14 protein-coding genes are annotated in these 15,110 nt (G+C 65.2%); 7 read left to right on the forward strand and 7 right to left on the reverse strand.

The window, feature by feature from the left end; all coding sequences use genetic code 11:
• Positions 1-11 precede the first annotated feature (11 nt).
• The 3 genes from FGF80_RS09025 to FGF80_RS09035 all read right to left on the reverse strand — a co-directional run bounded on the left by FGF80_RS09025 (position 12) and on the right by FGF80_RS09035 (position 3,154).
• Entirely contained in the window at positions 12-1,652 is a 1,641-nt protein-coding gene (locus FGF80_RS09025; RefSeq protein ID WP_138653479.1) for a preprotein translocase subunit SecD, read from the reverse strand.
• A complete protein-coding gene (gene secF / locus FGF80_RS09030; protein ID WP_006183797.1) occupies positions 1,649-2,521 on the reverse strand; it encodes a protein translocase subunit SecF in 873 nt (290 codons plus the stop codon). The genes FGF80_RS09025 and secF overlap by 4 nt, the downstream gene beginning before the upstream one ends.
• A 159-nt stretch (positions 2,522-2,680) precedes the next feature.
• Positions 2,681-3,154, reverse strand: a complete 474-nt coding sequence (locus tag FGF80_RS09035) for a DUF5812 family protein (protein ID WP_006183796.1) — start codon at positions 3,152-3,154, stop codon at positions 2,681-2,683.
• Positions 3,155-3,304: 150 nt separating this feature from the next.
• Here FGF80_RS09035 and FGF80_RS09040 point away from each other — a divergent pair, with 150 nt between their 5' ends.
• Together FGF80_RS09040 and FGF80_RS09045 are read left to right on the forward strand one after the other, a co-directional pair.
• Positions 3,305-4,600: a glucose-6-phosphate isomerase gene (locus FGF80_RS09040; RefSeq protein ID WP_138653481.1), complete on the forward strand. Its 1,296-nt coding sequence runs from the start codon at positions 3,305-3,307 to the stop codon at positions 4,598-4,600.
• Positions 4,601-4,702: 102 nt separating this feature from the next.
• On the forward strand, positions 4,703-5,824 hold the full coding sequence (locus FGF80_RS09045; RefSeq protein ID WP_138653483.1) for a CPBP family intramembrane glutamic endopeptidase: 1,122 nt from the start codon (positions 4,703-4,705) through the stop codon (positions 5,822-5,824).
• A 58-nt stretch (positions 5,825-5,882) separates the two neighbouring features.
• Here FGF80_RS09045 and FGF80_RS09050 read toward each other — a convergent pair whose 3' ends face one another.
• Both FGF80_RS09050 and FGF80_RS09055 read right to left on the reverse strand, forming a co-directional pair.
• The gene (locus FGF80_RS09050; RefSeq protein ID WP_006183793.1) at positions 5,883-6,341 is read right to left on the reverse strand and encodes an NOB1 family endonuclease; all 459 of its coding nucleotides are present in this window, start codon (positions 6,339-6,341) and stop codon (positions 5,883-5,885) included.
• A gap of 4 nt (positions 6,342-6,345) precedes the next feature.
• Entirely contained in the window at positions 6,346-6,591 is a 246-nt protein-coding gene (locus FGF80_RS09055) for a PRC-barrel domain-containing protein (protein ID WP_006183792.1), read from the reverse strand.
• Between the two features lie 249 nt (positions 6,592-6,840).
• Here FGF80_RS09055 and infB point away from each other — a divergent pair, with 249 nt between their 5' ends.
• The 4 genes from infB to FGF80_RS09075 all read left to right on the forward strand — a co-directional run bounded on the left by infB (position 6,841) and on the right by FGF80_RS09075 (position 11,805).
• On the forward strand, positions 6,841-8,640 hold the full coding sequence (gene infB, locus FGF80_RS09060; RefSeq protein WP_138653485.1) for a translation initiation factor IF-2: 1,800 nt from the start codon (positions 6,841-6,843) through the stop codon (positions 8,638-8,640).
• A 233-nt stretch (positions 8,641-8,873) separates the two neighbouring features.
• Positions 8,874-10,559: a glutamine hydrolyzing CTP synthase gene (pyrG, locus tag FGF80_RS09065; RefSeq protein ID WP_138653487.1), complete on the forward strand. Its 1,686-nt coding sequence runs from the start codon at positions 8,874-8,876 to the stop codon at positions 10,557-10,559.
• Complete coding sequence (guaA, locus tag FGF80_RS09070; RefSeq protein WP_138653489.1) at positions 10,559-11,476, forward strand: glutamine-hydrolyzing GMP synthase; 918 nt, start codon at positions 10,559-10,561, stop codon at positions 11,474-11,476. Before pyrG ends, guaA begins: the two co-directional genes overlap by 1 nt.
• On the forward strand, positions 11,473-11,805 hold the full coding sequence (locus FGF80_RS09075; RefSeq protein ID WP_006183784.1) for a DUF7126 family protein: 333 nt from the start codon (positions 11,473-11,475) through the stop codon (positions 11,803-11,805). The genes guaA and FGF80_RS09075 overlap by 4 nt, the downstream gene beginning before the upstream one ends.
• A gap of 488 nt (positions 11,806-12,293) precedes the next feature.
• On the opposite strand, the gene FGF80_RS09080 is transcribed toward FGF80_RS09075, so the two are convergent.
• On the reverse strand, positions 12,294-13,061 hold the full coding sequence (locus FGF80_RS09080) for a 5-formyltetrahydrofolate cyclo-ligase (RefSeq protein ID WP_138653491.1): 768 nt from the start codon (positions 13,059-13,061) through the stop codon (positions 12,294-12,296).
• Positions 13,039-13,599, reverse strand: coding sequence for a MogA/MoaB family molybdenum cofactor biosynthesis protein (locus FGF80_RS09085; RefSeq protein ID WP_138653493.1), 561 nt, complete (start codon positions 13,597-13,599; stop codon positions 13,039-13,041). Before FGF80_RS09085 ends, FGF80_RS09080 begins: the two co-directional genes overlap by 23 nt.
• 474 nt (positions 13,600-14,073) lie before the next feature.
• Here FGF80_RS09085 and FGF80_RS09090 point away from each other — a divergent pair, with 474 nt between their 5' ends.
• Entirely contained in the window at positions 14,074-15,099 is a 1,026-nt protein-coding gene (locus FGF80_RS09090; protein ID WP_006183781.1) for a zinc-binding dehydrogenase, read from the forward strand.
• The last annotated feature ends 11 nt before the right edge of the window (positions 15,100-15,110 follow it).

Here is a 15,110-nt window from a genome sequence, read left to right on the forward strand (position 1 = left end):
GGATCGGAGCGCTAGCGATCGGTCAGCAGTCGTCGCAGGATATCACCGTAGGCGGGCCGGGTGATGAGCACCCCGATGAGCACGCCGAGGATGGTGATGATGGCGAAGCCCTTCAGATCGCCGAGGCTCAGGACCGCGAGCGGCGAGAGGGCGACGATGGTCGTCGCCGCGGCGGCACCGATGACCCAGAACGCCTTCCGGAACCGAGACTGGAAGACCCGTGCCGAACTGACATCGCCTTCGTCCAACACCTCGTCGGCGATGATCACGAGGTCGTCGACCCCGGTCCCGACGACGGCGATGAACCCGGCGACGTGGGAGAGGTCCAGCGGCATGCGTATCATCGCCGCGAACCCGAGCAGGATCACGACCTCCGACAGCGCCGTGACGATCATCGGGAGGGCGATTCGCGTGTCCGTGTATCTGGTGTAGACGACGCCGCTGACCGTGACCACCGAAAGCAGTCCGATCAGCAGGGAGTACTGCTTGAACTGATCGGCGTGGGCCGGCGTAATCGAGTAGATCTGGGCGCGTTCGGGGCTCAGGTCCAGCGGCGCACGCAGACTCCCGGCACGGAGGTTGACCGAAAGCGACTGGGCCTCCTGTTGGCTCGGTGCGCCCATCTGGAAGCTCGGATCGTTCACCCAGGTGCCGGCGATCATCCCGTCGGCGAGACCGCCCATCGAGTGGGCGTCGACGACCTCGTTGTCCGAAATAGTCAGTAGACAGTACTGTTCTCCCTCGTGATTAAAGCTGATGGAGCCGTTCTCCTCGGGGAGGTTACACGCGCCCTGTGGCGTATACCCCTCGTCGAGGAAGCCGTATCGCTCCATGTCCCGCTGGAACTGCTCGGCGGCCTCACCTTCCTTGACCTGCACTGGGACGACGTAGCCCTGAGATTGCCCCCGTGGTCCCTGTGGCTGCTGAGGGGGATCGACGTTGGCGATCTTGTCTTGGGTCAACACCGTCTCGTTCGTCTGGTTCCCGTTTTCGTCCGGGAAGTAGGCCACCACTTCGACGACCCCGCGCTCGGAGAGTACCCTCCGGAGCTCATCGGAACCCATGTTCGGCACTTCGACGACGATGTAGTTCGTGTCCTGCATCGTCTGCTCGGAGACCGAGCCCCCGGAGAGGCCCGCCTCGTTGATCTTCGTGCGCAGCGTACTGATGATCTCGGAGCGGGTCTGTTCGGTGACGCCGTCGCGAATGTCATCCTCGGAGGCGTCGACGTTCGCCGACTGCAGTGCCCCGGCGAACTCCGCTTGCGTCACGTTGTCGGTGAAGACCTCCGCGGAGACGGAGCCGCCGTCGTCGACGGTGACTCTGGCGTCGGCCTGATCCAGTTCGAGCTCCGTGTACAGCGTCGACTCGATCTCCTCGATCCGGTCCCCATCGACCTGCCCGCTGTCGCTGACGACGCCGGCATCGATGTCGGCGGCGGTCATCCCAGTTACCGGTGCCCTGACGCGGGTGCCGCCATCGAGATCGAGCCCGAACTCGAGGTTCGTCGGGCCGCTCTCGACGCTGTCGTTTGCGACGCTGCTGTCGGCGACGATGCCGCCGGGGACGAACAACGCGACGACGGAAAAGGCGAGAAACACCACGAGCAGGAGGACCCGCCAGTTTTGCTTGACGCCGTCGATCGGGTTCATGATCGTACCCCCTCGAACTTGTACCAGCGAAGCAAGCTTAGGTTCAGCATGTACGTGTTCATCAGGTCGGCCGCGAGGCCGACGAACAGGATGATTCCGATCGATGCTAGGAGATCGATGCTGAGTACGAACGCCGCGACGCCCATGACGAGCATCGCGGCCATCGACGTGACGGTCATCGTGATACCCGTTCGCATCGCGCGATGGGTGCTGTCGTAGAAATCACCACCCCGGCGCAGGATGTGATTGTTCAACAGGATATCGGAGTCCACCGAATACCCGATCAGCATCAACAGCCCGGCGACCGTCCCCAGCGAGAGCGGTATCCCGGTCAGCCGCATGAACGCGAGCGGGATCATGAGGTCGGAGAACGCCGAAATGATGATCGCGATCGACGGGACGAACGTCCGAAAGAGGATGAACGCGATCGCGCTCATGCCGACGAACGCGATGACGAGGCCGAACAACGCCGTCTGCTGGTTTTGTTGCCCGAACGTCGCGCCCATCGACGAGGCCGACTGAACGATATCGGCGCTCCCGTCCTGTTCGAGCCCCGATTCCGCCTGCGTCCGGAGCGACTGCAAGTCAGAATCGGAGAACTGCACGACGTACTGATTGTCGGTTCCCGTGCTTCTCACGTTCGCGTCTTCGTCGAACGCCCCGGCGATATCATCCTGGGGCGTCGATGTCTGCACCGTCAGTTCCGTCCCGCCGGCGAAGTCCATTCCCATCGGGACCGGAGAGCCCAAGACGAGAAACGACCCGACGAGGACGAGCAGTGCCACTGCGAGAACTGCAAGCGGGACCGCCGCGAGTTGGCGGTTACTGTACCGGGTGTAGTCGATCTCCGGTACGTCGAAATACGCCATATATCCGTCTACTGGTATCCCCCCCGAAGTAAGCCTTCTCAATTCCGACAGTCCGCACCCGACCACGCGAGTCACTCTGCAACGAGGACCACAGTTGCCGTGCCGGTTGCCAGTCCCGTAGCCGACATCGATACGACCGGTCGGTGTGAACCGTGCCGGTCAGTCTGGCAGGTATCGGACGCTCAAGACGCCGTCGTCGACCGATCGACGAACTTCCACGCGGACCGCCTCGAGCCGGGCCGCCCGCGAGATCGTCTCCTCGTCCGCGAGCACGTCTTGGGCTGCGGGTTCGACCTCGCCCTCGGGAACGCTGAAGACGTGGATTTCACCCGTCCCGGCACGGTCCTCCTGTACCAGGTCGCCGACGTCGGCATCGGCCGCCAACTCCTTTTCGTACGTGGTCGGCTCGAGGTCGCTGTCGACCAGTTCGATCGCGCGTCTGTCCGCGACGTCGACCAACTCCCAGGTAACGTCCAGCGGCGGCTCGGGTGCGACGGTCGCCTCGAGCACGTCGTGGACCTCGAGATCGGGGTTGGAGCCGAGGGTGTGAACCTGTGCGGTCTCGACATCGCGGACGACCGCCGAGTCGGTTTCGGCGTGTGTGACGACGAAAGTGCCGGTTTTCTCGGTCATGGGAGGTCGTAGCGGGCGGATCGGTTTCCCGGTTTCGGCTTTCGATCGCCGTCCGAACGTGAGTTGCAAGCGGCACCGTCGCCCGGTAGTGAGTCGCCCTCGCGCTCGCGTCACGGAACGTCTTTAGTCCGGGCGGTCGCGTACTGAGGCATGAACGTCGACATCGGAAACGCGCTTTCGTCGGTCGCGTCGCCGGGCGTCTCGAAGGACTCCCTCGAGCGATTGGATGAACGAGTGGCGACCGCCCACGAACGGATCGAGACGGGAATGGCGACCGAAGACCACGGGTATGAGGCGCTGAACCTGCCCGAGCGGACCGATCCGGATGAGATTCGTGCGGCGGTCGAGCCGATCGCCGACGCCGAGGCGCTGCTCACTATCGGGATCGGCGGGAGTTCCCTCGGCGCGGCGACGATCACGAACGCCCTCGAGTCGGACACCGAAACGGTGTTCCTCGACAACGTCGATCCCGAGTGGGTCTCGAACCACCTCGAGCGACTCCCGCTCGCGGAGACGGCGATCAACGTGGTTTCGCGTTCGGGGACGACGGCGGAGACGCTGGCGAACTTCCTCGTCGTCCGCGAGGCGTTCGAATCGGCCGGCGTCGACTGGACCGAACGGACCATCGTCACGACCGGCGACTCGGGGCCGCTCCGGGACCTCGCGGAACGACACGGACTGCCGTCGCTGCTGGTACCCGATGGCGTTCCGGGTCGCTTCTCCGCGCTGTCGGCGGTCGGCATGGTCGCCGCGGCCGTCTGCGGCCACGATCTCGAGGCACTGCTCGCGGGCGCGGCCGCCGAGCGCGAGACGCTGTCGGGGTCGCTGTTCGACTGCCCGGCCTACGCCTACGGCGCGACGACGTACGCACTGGATCAGCGGGGTGCCGGGATCAACGCGCTACTGCCCTACGCCGAGTCCCTCGAGACATCCGCGGAGTGGTTCGCCCAGCTGTGGGCCGAGAGCCTCGGGAAGGACGACCTCGGCCAGACGCCGGTGCGAGCCCTCGGCGTCACCGACCAGCACTCGCAACTACAGCTCTATCGTGCGGGCCCGCGGGACAAGCTCGTCACCTTCGTCACGACCGCGGAGAGTGCCGACCGCCCGATTCCCACCACCGAGGTCGAGGACCTGGCGTACCTCGGCGACGCGACGCTCGGCGAACTGCGTGCCGCGGAGTTCGAGGCCACGGAGGCCAGCCTCGCGGCCGCCGGCCGACCGAACGTCCGCGTCGAACTCGAGCGCGTCGACGAGTTCGAACTCGGCGGGCTGCTCTACGGCATGGAAGCCGCCTGCGTCCTCGCGGGCGAGCTCTACGGCGTGAACACGTTCGAACAGCCCGCCGTCGAGTGGGCGAAGAAGGCGACCCGCGGCCTGCTCGGCGGCGGTGACTTCGAGGAGGCCGCGGCCGTCGCCGAGAAGACCGAACTTCGAGTCGAGCGGTAGTCTGATATCCGTTCCCGACCGCCCGACTCGAGTCGGTGTGGTCGACCCGGTCGCCCCGTTCGGTTGCGGTGTGCCTATGAGTCCGGACACGAATACACCACTATGAGCCAGACTGCACGGGCCGACGACGCCGGCCCGATCGCATCCGACGTGGTCCCCGGCATCGGAACCGTCCTCTCGGCGGTCACGATGGTCGCCATGCTCGTCCCCGTTCGCAGCGGCGTCGACGATCCGACCGTCCTGACCGGGGCCGGGTTCGCCCTCGCTGCCGTCCTCGCGTTTCTGGCCCAGCGCCACGGCGGTCTCGAGGGGCGAATCGCCGGCCCGATCGCCGCCGTCTCGAGCGTGGCCGTCGTCATGCTCGCCGGCTACGCGTTGAATCAGGGTGTCACCGCGCCGGCCACGCTGCCGACGAGTTCGGTGTCGATTCCGATCGTTTTCGTCGCGTTCATCACCGGTGGGCTCACCGCCGCCGCCGGAGTCGCGGATTACCACGGGATCAGCGGGCAGGGGCTCGTGCGTCGGAGCCTACAGGTGGTCGTGCTCTCCGGCGTCGGTATCGCAGGGCTCCTCGTGACGCCGTTGGTTTACGCCACCCTCTCGCTTCCGGTTTCCGCGCTGCTCGAGCCGCTTTCGGAGGTCGAAAACACGGTTTTCACCCAGTTCTGCATGGCCATCGGAGCGACGCTCGTGGCGGGCGGATATCTCGCACTGACTGATCGGGACCGCTCCTTTATCGACATCCGACGGCCGACGCTACGGGATGTCGGCTGGACCATCGGAGGATTGGTCGTGCTCTTCGGGGTGCTCTTCGTGATTTCCGTGGTCATGCAGTCGGCCGGCGTGGAAAGCGCCGAGCACTCGACGACCCAGCGGGCCCAGGAGAACCCCCAACTCATGCTCGTGTTGGTGCCGTTCGCCGTCCTGATTATCGGCCCGTTCGAGGAACTACTCTATCGGAACGTCATCCAGAAGTCGCTGTACGAGTCGTTCTCGCGGGCCGGCGCGGTCGCCGTAGCAAGCGTCATCTTCGCGTCGGTACACGTGCTCGCGTACGCCACCGCCGGACTGGGCGCGGTGATCGCCAGTCTCGGGACGATCTTCGGGCTCGCGATCGTGCTCGGAACGATCTACGAGCGGACCGACAACCTCCTCGTCCCGGCGCTGATCCACGGGGTCTACAACGCGTTGCTCTTCGCGAACCTCTATTTCATCTACGGCTGATCGAGCGCGGTCTCGGCGGGACTACCGGGCGGCCGATTCGACAGAAGGGGAACGCGGGCTACGACGGGTTCTTCCGGGCCAGTTCGGACCCGCAGATCGGACACCGGTCCTTCTCCTCGTCGAACTCGCGGCCACAGCCCTGACACTGATACAGCCACTGGCGCTGTTCGTCGATTCCCTCCCGGGCGATCACCTCGACCGCGACGTTGAGTTTCTCCGCGACGTTTTGCATCGCGTAGTCGTCGGTCACCAGGGTCGCATCGAGTTCGAAACTCGCCGCGACGAGCCGAACGTCGGTGTCCGAAAGGACATCGAGGTCGCCGGACTCGCGTGCCGCGCGTTCGACCTTCTCGGTGGTATCGTCGTTGGGAATATGAATGTGCATCCCGGAGCCCTCCATCGCATCGTAGCGGTAGGCGCTCTCGTCCTCGAGTTCCTCGCGGACGAGCGGGATCGTTGCAGTCTGTTCTGTCGTGTGAAAGTCGTGGATAAAAGCGGAGGAGTCGAGAACGTACATACCGTTAGCGCTGGACGACGATGTAGTCTTTCACCGCTTGGACGCGGTTAACGGGAACGAGAAAGCGGCCGGCGTCGTCGTTGTCGAAATCGACGGCGCGCCGGGACAGTTCCTCGTCGGGCTCGATGACGAGATCGTGAAGTTTGCCGGATTTCAGATCCATCGTGATGTTGTAGAGCAGTCCGAGCTCGGTGCCGTCGGAACCCATGACGGACTTCCCCGAGAGGTTTTCAGCGAGTATATCGCTCATGCATGCCCGTACTTACTAATCGGTATTAAAGACCACGGGGTCCGGCATACGAGCGGCAGACACCGGCCGGGACGAGCGTGCGATGTCTCGGCGATCGGGATGGCAGTTGACCGAACTGCATCGGTTGCCGGTCCGCTCATCACCGACGAGGTGGCTCGCGGGCGGACGTGCGCGGTGGACCGTCGATGACGATGGGTTTAACTACGGTGCTACGGAGGTTTTAGGTAAGACCTTCTCGGGTGGTTCATCATGTCGGACACGGATACACGCGACCCCACATCTCTCAGAACGCCGATCGTCGCCGTCCTCGGACACGTCGATCACGGCAAGACAAGTCTCCTCGATAAGATCCGCGGCTCCGCGGTCATCGAGGGCGAAGCAGGCGCGATCACCCAGCATATCGGCGCGACCGCCGTTCCGCTGGACATCATCTCCACGATCGCGGGCGAACTCGTCGACCCGGACGACTTCGACCTCCCCGGCCTCCTCTTCATCGACACCCCGGGTCATCACTCCTTTACCACGCTGCGCTCCCGCGGGGGGGCGCTGGCCGACATCGCCATCCTCGTCGTCGACGTCAACGACGGCTTCCAGCCCCAGACGCTCGAGGCTCTGGACATCCTCCGGCGGTCGGAAACCCCGTTCATCGTCGCGGCGAACAAGATCGATACCGTTCCGGGCTGGAACGCAAACGAGGATTCGCCGATCAACGACACCTACGAGGCTCAATCCGATCGCGTACGCGAGCGGCTGGACGAGAGTCTCTACGAGATCATCGGCAACCTCTCCGACGAGGGGTTCTCCGCGGACCTCTACTGGCGCGTCCAGAACTTCCAGCGCAACGTCGGCGTCGTCCCCGTCTCGGCGATGACCGGCGAGGGGGTCCCGGACCTCCTGACCGTCATGATGGGCCTCTCCCAGCGCTACATGAAAGAGGAGATGGAGATTGACGTCGCCGGCCCCGGCGTCGGCACCGTTCTCGAGGTCAAAGAGGAGAAAGGGTTCGGGACGACGGTCGATACGGTACTGTACGACGGGACGATCCGGTCGGACGATCGGATCGTCGTCGGCGGGCAGAACGAACCGATCGTCACCGACGTCCGCGCGTTGCTCCAGCCGCGGCCGCTCGCGGAAATCCGGACCGAGAGTCGGTTCGAAAAGGTCGACGAAGTGTCGGCCGCGTCCGGGATCAAGGTCGCCGCGCCCGAACTCGCGGACGCGATGGCCGGCGCGCCGGTTCGGGTCGTCCGCGACCGCGATCTCGACGCGGTCATCGACGAAGTTCAGGCCGAACTCGCGGATATCGCCGTCGACACCGCCGAGGAAGGCGTCGTCGTCAAGGCGGATACCCTCGGTAGCCTCGAGGCGATGGCCGACGCCTTGGACGACGCGGAGGTACCGATCGTCCGCGCGGAGGTCGGCGATGTCGCGCCGCGGGACGTCTCGGTCGCCTCGACGGCCGAGGACGGCAAGCAGAAGGCCATCCTCGGCTTCAACGTCGACACCCTCGACGACGCCGACCAGCGCGCGGAGATCGAGGACGTGACGATCTTCACCGACGAGGTCATCTATCAGCTCATCGAGGAGTACGAGGAGTACGTCGAGGGGATCGAGCAGGCCCAGCAGGACACCATTCTCGAGAACATCACCCGGCCCGCGCGGTTTCGCATCCTGCCGGATCACACCTTCCGCCAGAACGATCCCGCAGTCGTCGGCGTCGAGGTGAACTCGGGAACGATCCAGAATAACGCGAACGTCGTCAAATTCGAGGGCAACGAGCCCGACCGTGTCGGCCAGGTCAAAGGCATCCAAGAGCAAGGCGAGGACGTCGACGAGGCCCGCGCGGGCAACCGCGTCTCGGTCGCCATCGAGGGACCCACCGTCGGACGGGGGATCGAGGAGGACGACGAGCTCTGGATCGAGATTCCCGAGAAACACGCGAAGATCTTAGAGCAGGAACTCGCGAGCGAGATTCCCGGCGACGAACTCGAGGCACTGAACATGTACCTCGACAAGCAGCGCAGCCGCGATCCGTTCTGGGGCAAGTAGACGAACCGAAGTCCGTCTCGGACCGCTCGAGGCGACCCCGTCACCAGCCGTCGGGGGGTCCCGACGGCTACTCGAGACGGCGGCCAACGGATGGGTCGGCGACGCGGCGGTTGCTCTCGATAATGTGGTGGTTCGGCGAACACGAGGGTGGCTCCGCTGACCGGGAGTGACAACATCTGTCGGAGGCGGTGCGGTCCCGAAATCGTTTTCAAGCGGTCGCGCGCACACTCGGTATGCCGACGGAATCGGACACTCATTATGACCCCTCGCTGGGGAACAAGTTCATCTTCGTCACCGGCGGCGTCATGTCGGGACTCGGCAAAGGGATTACGGCCGCAAGCACCGGCCGACTCCTCAAAAACGCCGGGTTCGACGTCACCGCGGTGAAGATCGACCCGTACCTGAACGTCGACGCGGGAACGATGAACCCCTACCAGCACGGGGAGGTCTACGTCTTGGAGGACGGGGGCGAGGTCGACCTCGATCTGGGGAACTACGAACGATTCCTCGATATCGACATGACCTCGGATCACAACATCACGACGGGCAAGACCTACCAGCACGTCATCGAGAAGGAACGCGCGGGTGACTACCTGGGCAAGACGGTCCAGATCATCCCTCACATCACCGACGATATCAAGCGGCGCATCCGCGAGGCCGCGGAAGGCACCGACGTCTGTATCATCGAAGTCGGCGGCACCGTCGGCGACATCGAGGGGATGCCCTACCTCGAGGCCCTGCGACAGTTCGCCCACGAGGAACCCGAGGAGAACGTCCTCTTTACCCACGTGACTCTCGTCCCGTACTCGAAAAACGGCGAGCAAAAGACCAAGCCGACCCAGCACTCGGTCAAGGAGGTCCGTTCGATCGGCCTCCAGCCGGACGTGATCGTCGGCCGGTGTGAGGACCGGCTGGATCCCGAAACGAAGGAGAAGATCGCGCTGTTCTGTGACATTCCCACGGAAGCGGTGTTCTCGAACCCCGACGTCGAGGACGTCTATCACGTGCCCCTGATGGTCGAAGACGAGGGGTTAGACCAGTACGTCCTCGAGCACTTCGGACTCGCCGACGAGGCCCTGCCGGAAGGCGAGCGGGCGAACGAGTGGCGCGAGATCGTCACGACCGAGAAAGACGGCGAGATCGACATCGCACTGGTCGGCAAGTACGATCTCGAGGACGCGTACATGTCGATCCACGAGTCGCTGAAACACGCCGGCTTCGAGGTCGGCAGCGACGTCAACGTCCACTGGGTCGCGGCCGACGAGTTGAGCGAGGGCCACGACGGCCAACTCGAGGGGATGGACGGGGTCATCGTTCCCGGCGGGTTCGGGATGCGCGGTTCCGAAGGGAAGATCCGCGCGGTTCAGTACGCCCGCGAGAACGACGTTCCGTTCCTCGGACTCTGTCTGGGCTTCCAGATGGCGGTCGTCGAGTACGCCCGGAACGTGCTCGGTCTCGAGGAAGCACACTCCGCCGAGATGGAAACGGACACGCCCCATCCCGTCATCGACATCCTGCCCGAGCAGTACGAGGTCGAGGACATGGGCGGCACGATGCGACTCGGCGAGCACACGACGGTCATCGAGCCCGAGACGCTCGCCTACGACCTGTACGGGGACACCTCCTGTAGCGAACGGCACCGCCACCGCTACGAGGTCAACCCCGAGTACTTCGACGCCTTCGAGGACGAACCGCTCGTCTTCTCGGGCACCGCGGGCAACCGGATGGAGATCCTCGAACTCGAGGAGCATCCGTTCTTCGTCGGGACGCAGTTCCACCCCGAGTACACGTCACGACCCGGTCAGCCGAGTCCGCCCTTCCTCGGACTCGTCGAAGCGACCCTCGAGCGGACCGACGACGAGGCCGAGCGCGACCCCGAGAATGCGGATACCGACACCGAAACCGAGGTAACCCACTGATGGTAGACACCGAAACGTTCGTTCCAGACGCAGTCGCAGAGATCGACGAGGAAATCGGCGACGCCAACGCCGTCATCGCCCTCTCGGGCGGTGTCGACTCCTCGGTCGCCGCCGCCCTGGCCTACGAAGCGATCGGCGACCGACTCACGCCCGTCTACGTCGACACCGGCCTGATGCGGAAAGGCGAGACCGACCAAATCCGCGAAACCTTCGACTACATGGAATCGCTCCGGATCGTCGACGCGAAAGACCGATTCCTCGACGCGCTCGAGGGAACCACCGATCCCGAGGAGAAACGCGAGGTTATCGGCGAGCAGTTCATCCGGGAGTTCGAGCGCGAGGCGAAAGACGCCGACGCCGACTACCTCGTGCAGGGAACGATCTACCCCGATCGCATCGAGAGCGAGGGCGGGATCAAGTCCCACCACAACGTCGGCGGCCTTCCGGAGGTCGTCGACTTCGAGGGGATCGTCGAACCCGTCCGCGACCTCTACAAGGACGAGGTCCGCGAAGTCGCGCGCCATCTCGGTCTCGAGGAGGTCGTCTCCGAGCGGATGCCGTTCCCCGGTCCCGGGCTCGCCGTCCGAATCATCGGCGAGATCACCGAGGAGAAACTCGAGGTCGCACGCGAGGCCAACCACGTCGTCGAGGAGGAACTCGAGGAGTACGAGCCGTGGCAGGCGCTGGCGGCCGTCATCGGCAAGGCGACGGGCGTCAAGGGAGACAACCGCGTCCACGGCTGGGTGGTTTCCGTCCGTTCGGTCGAGTCACGCGACGGGATGACCGCCCGCGCCCAGGAGATCGATTGGGAGACGCTCCAACGGATGCAGTCCCGGATCACGGGCTCCCACGAGAACGTCGCCCGCGTCGTCTACGACGTGACCCACAAACCGCCCGCGACGATCGAGTACGAATGAGTTCCGCGACGACTGCCGTCGTCGCCGGTCCCGACGAGGACGACATTGGGGCTGCACTCGAGAGCGAAGGCGTCACGGTGAGCCGACTCGACGGCGTCATCTCCCGCCCCCAACTCGAGGAAGCTGGCGTCGTCACGGCCGACCTGTACGTCCTGACCGATGTCGGACAGGCGACGACGATCCCGATCGTCTGCGATCTGAACGACGAGGTCCGGACCGTCGTCTACGCCCACCGGACCGTTCCCGAGTTCGTCAAGGGGCAACTCGACATCGCGATCGATCCGCAGTTGATGGACGCGAGCGTCGTCGCCGACGAACTCGTCGACTGACGCTTTCGGACCCGACCGCCGAGCCAGGCTGGCGGTTGGGGCATCGATTCGGTCGCCAGTATCGCCGTTTCGTCCCGTCCGTTTTTCGAACGGCTGTCTCAGCAGTATAAACTTTCTCACCGCCGATTTCGACCGAATAAAATCGAATTGAACTCGGCGGAACTCGGCGTAAAATCGGTGTACCATCACCCCCGTTCAAGTGATAGCCGCCGCTATGTCGCGATGGAGGTCGACGGGCAGGCCCCACCGATGGCACCCACCACTGCTCCCGCGACTTCCAGCAACCCCACCACAGCACCCTTCCCCCACCACTGCCAACCGATTTCGCTGACGCGGGCCCACCCCACCGGCTCGCGTCACACCCTGCGATTCTGGCATCGGGACGCGGCGGATTCCGTCGCGTCCCGGGGATGGACCCCCCTTCTGTCGACGCCGCCGGCTCCAGTCGATCCATCACCAGCGACCGCCCCGCAGTCACCCGGATCGCGCTACGAGGGCCGTAGCCGCTCCAGAACCGGAATCTCCGCGAGTCGGTCGTCCGTGAGCAGGTCCCAATCGATACCGGTCGGCTGCGCGCTCCCCTCCGGACGGAACGCGCGCTCGGGCGTGACGACGAGATCCATCGCGACGTCGTGGGCCTCGATCGCGACCGACGCCGCGATCAGTTGTCGCTCGTGGACGGTAGTCGCAACGGGCGTCGCGTCGTCGACGAGACCGAGTTCCCGGAGGACGGCGTACTCGAGGTCGCTGTAGCCCTCTCCCTTTCCGATCCGGCCGCCCTCCTCGGTGACCGCGACGCTCCCGGAGACGATCAGGTCGACGCGGTCGATCGCGCCCGGGCCGACCTGTTCGCCGTGTGTCGACGAGCCGGAGACGGTGGTCGCCGCGTCGTAGTCCTCGAGGTCGTCCGGATCGAGCTTCAGGAAACACCGCTCGTCGGCCAGCCGCGGCACGGCCATGTAGACCGTCTTGCCCTCGCGCAGCGCCCGCCGCCGGACGGGGAGTTGCGGTGCGTCGGGGTTCGCTTTGATCGTCGTCGCCTCGGCCCACTCGGGCTGGTCGGCCAGTCGGTCGGCGGCCTCGCTCGCCCCGGCGAAGTTCGGAATGCGGCCGTGGGGCGGGAACGGAAAGCGGGCTTCGCCGCGTTCCTGCAGGTCGTCCCAGACGCGTTCGCGGACGGCGTCCTTGTCGAGCCGGTCGGTCGCGTCCCCATCACGGTCGGAAGCGCCCATGTCAGGCACCTCCGTCGGCCGCATCCGCGTCGGTCGAGTCGTCCTCGTCCGGCTCCTCGCGTGCGAGCCCGACGAGCATGGGCGCTTCCGACAGGATGATCTCCTCGAGCGCGAGGCGAACCGCGTCGGCGTCGCCGGGGAGACAGAAGACCGGCGTTCCGTCGGCGACGCCCGCGAGGGTCCGCGCGGCGACGGTTTTCGTTCCGACTCGGTCGTACGCCAGGAAGGTAAACAGTTCGCTGAACGCGGTCAGTTCCTTCTCGAGGAGCGGCTCGACGGCGTCGAGCGTGATGTCGGTCGGTTCGACGCTGGTCGCGCCGGCGGAAATCACGATGTCGACGTCGTCGCGATCGATCAGTCGCGAGACGATCGACTGGACCTTGTCGTGGTCCGCGCCGACGTGCTCGCGGACCGTGACTTCGTTGCCGTCGTCCTCGAGCGCCGTGATGATCGCCTCGCCGGCCTCGTCGGTAGCGAGGCTCCGATTCGAGGAGACCGTGACGACGCCGGTACAGAGCGTCCCGTCGTCGGGGTCGGCGTCGCTGGTGGTCGGCTCGTTCATACGTCGCCTTCGAAAGCCGGCGGGTAAAAACTACGCACACGCGTCTCCGCTTTGGGTGACGTCCTCCGCGCCGTAAACGGCGCGGCTTCCCGGCATGGGAATGCCAGCGATAGTAGCAACTGAACGTCAATGCACACCTGATCGCACGACGGCGTTGCGATCAGTGTGTCAATCGTTTCAGTTGCTACTATAACTCTCGCTCTTGCTGGCAGCGGGTTCCGACCCGTGGAAAGCCGAGAGGGGTCGTCGCTCGTCTCTCGGTGGGTCCTGGCACTGTCACAGGTGCTCCCATCCCGTGAGATGTCATCGCCCGCCGGTTTCAGCGGCAGGCTCTCACCCCACAGGTCGTGACAGCCAGCTTAGAGCGGCGGAGGTCGTGGTCCACCGTCCGGCTGTATCGGACGGCTGTGGCCAGCAACCGCCGGCTGCTGGTAGCCAAACTGTTATGCGCGGCGTTTCCGTTGGCTTGCGTATATGCAGGCAGTTCAATTCGCGGAGCACGGCGACACCGACGTCATCGAGTACGGGGAGTACCCCGACCCCGAGATCGACCGGGACGAGGTGCTGGTCGACATCAAGGCGGCCGCACTCAACCACCTGGACATCTGGACCCGGCGGGGGATGCCGGGGATCGACCTCGAGATGCCCCACATTCCGGGCAGCGACGGGGCCGGCGTCGTGACGGAGATCGGCGCGGACGTCACGCGCTTCGAGGAGGGCGATCGCGTCGCGCTCTCGGCCGGCTGTGGCGACCTTCGAATGGACGACCCGACGCTCGATCCGCGATACCACATCATCGGCGAACACGTCACCGGCGTCCACTCCGAATACGCGGCGATCCCCGAGGACAACCTGATCCCCGTTCCCGAGCACGTCGACTGGGACGTCGCCGGCTCGAGCTGTCTGGTCTTTCAGACCGCCTGGCGGATGCTCATCGAGCGTGCCGACCTCGAGGCCGGCGAGACGGTTCTCGTGCTTGGCGCAAGCGGCGGGGTCGGCCACGCCGCACTGCAGATCGCCGACTACGCGGGCGCGGAGGTCTACGCGACCGGCAGCACCGAGGAAAAACTCGACTACGCCGAGGCCCACGGCGCGGATCACGTCTGTAACTACGAGGAGGAGGACTTCGCGGACTGGGTTCTCTCGGAGACGGACGGCCGGGGCGTGGACGTGGTCGTCGAACACGTCGGCGCGCCCACCTGGCAGAACTCGTTGAAGAGCCTGACCAAGGGCGGCCGGCTCGTCACCTGCGGCGGCACCGGCGGCGGCAATCCCGAGACGGACATCCCGCGTATCTTCTGGAACCAGCTCCAGATCATCGGCTCGACGATGGCGACGCCCGATCAGGTCGACGACGTGATGGAACTCGTCTGGGACGGGACGTTCGAGCCCGCGATCCGCGAGGACCTTCCGATGAGCGAGACCGCACGCGCCCACGAGATCATCCAGAACCGGGAAGGGTTCGGCAAGGTCGTCGTTCGCCCGGACAGCGAACGCTAACCGACGACCGC

Origin of the sequence: Natrinema pallidum (assembly GCF_005890195.1) — an archaeon.
Classification (GTDB): domain Archaea; phylum Halobacteriota; class Halobacteria; order Halobacteriales; family Natrialbaceae; genus Natrinema; species Natrinema pallidum.

Excerpts from the sequence above, each read along its gene's own strand:
- infB (WP_138653485.1), top strand. The coding sequence starts at position 6,841 with ATGTCGGACACGGATACACGCGACCCCACATCTCTCAGAACGCCGATC.
- FGF80_RS09045 (WP_138653483.1), top strand. The coding sequence starts at position 4,703 with ATGAGCCAGACTGCACGGGCCGACGACGCCGGCCCGATCGCATCCGAC.
- FGF80_RS09090 (WP_006183781.1), top strand. The coding sequence starts at position 14,074 with ATGCAGGCAGTTCAATTCGCGGAGCACGGCGACACCGACGTCATCGAG.
- FGF80_RS09050 (WP_006183793.1), bottom strand. The coding sequence starts at position 6,341 with ATGTACGTTCTCGACTCCTCCGCTTTTATCCACGACTTTCACACGACA.
- FGF80_RS09035 (WP_006183796.1), bottom strand. The coding sequence starts at position 3,154 with ATGACCGAGAAAACCGGCACTTTCGTCGTCACACACGCCGAAACCGAC.
- FGF80_RS09080 (WP_138653491.1), bottom strand. The coding sequence starts at position 13,061 with ATGCGGCCGACGGAGGTGCCTGACATGGGCGCTTCCGACCGTGATGGG.
- FGF80_RS09075 (WP_006183784.1), top strand. The coding sequence starts at position 11,473 with ATGAGTTCCGCGACGACTGCCGTCGTCGCCGGTCCCGACGAGGACGAC.
- FGF80_RS09055 (WP_006183792.1), bottom strand. The coding sequence starts at position 6,591 with ATGAGCGATATACTCGCTGAAAACCTCTCGGGGAAGTCCGTCATGGGT.
- FGF80_RS09040 (WP_138653481.1), top strand. The coding sequence starts at position 3,305 with ATGAACGTCGACATCGGAAACGCGCTTTCGTCGGTCGCGTCGCCGGGC.
- secF (WP_006183797.1), bottom strand. The coding sequence starts at position 2,521 with ATGGCGTATTTCGACGTACCGGAGATCGACTACACCCGGTACAGTAAC.
- FGF80_RS09025 (WP_138653479.1), bottom strand. The coding sequence starts at position 1,652 with ATGAACCCGATCGACGGCGTCAAGCAAAACTGGCGGGTCCTCCTGCTC.
- guaA (WP_138653489.1), top strand. The coding sequence starts at position 10,559 with ATGGTAGACACCGAAACGTTCGTTCCAGACGCAGTCGCAGAGATCGAC.
- pyrG (WP_138653487.1), top strand. The coding sequence starts at position 8,874 with ATGCCGACGGAATCGGACACTCATTATGACCCCTCGCTGGGGAACAAG.
- FGF80_RS09085 (WP_138653493.1), bottom strand. The coding sequence starts at position 13,599 with ATGAACGAGCCGACCACCAGCGACGCCGACCCCGACGACGGGACGCTC.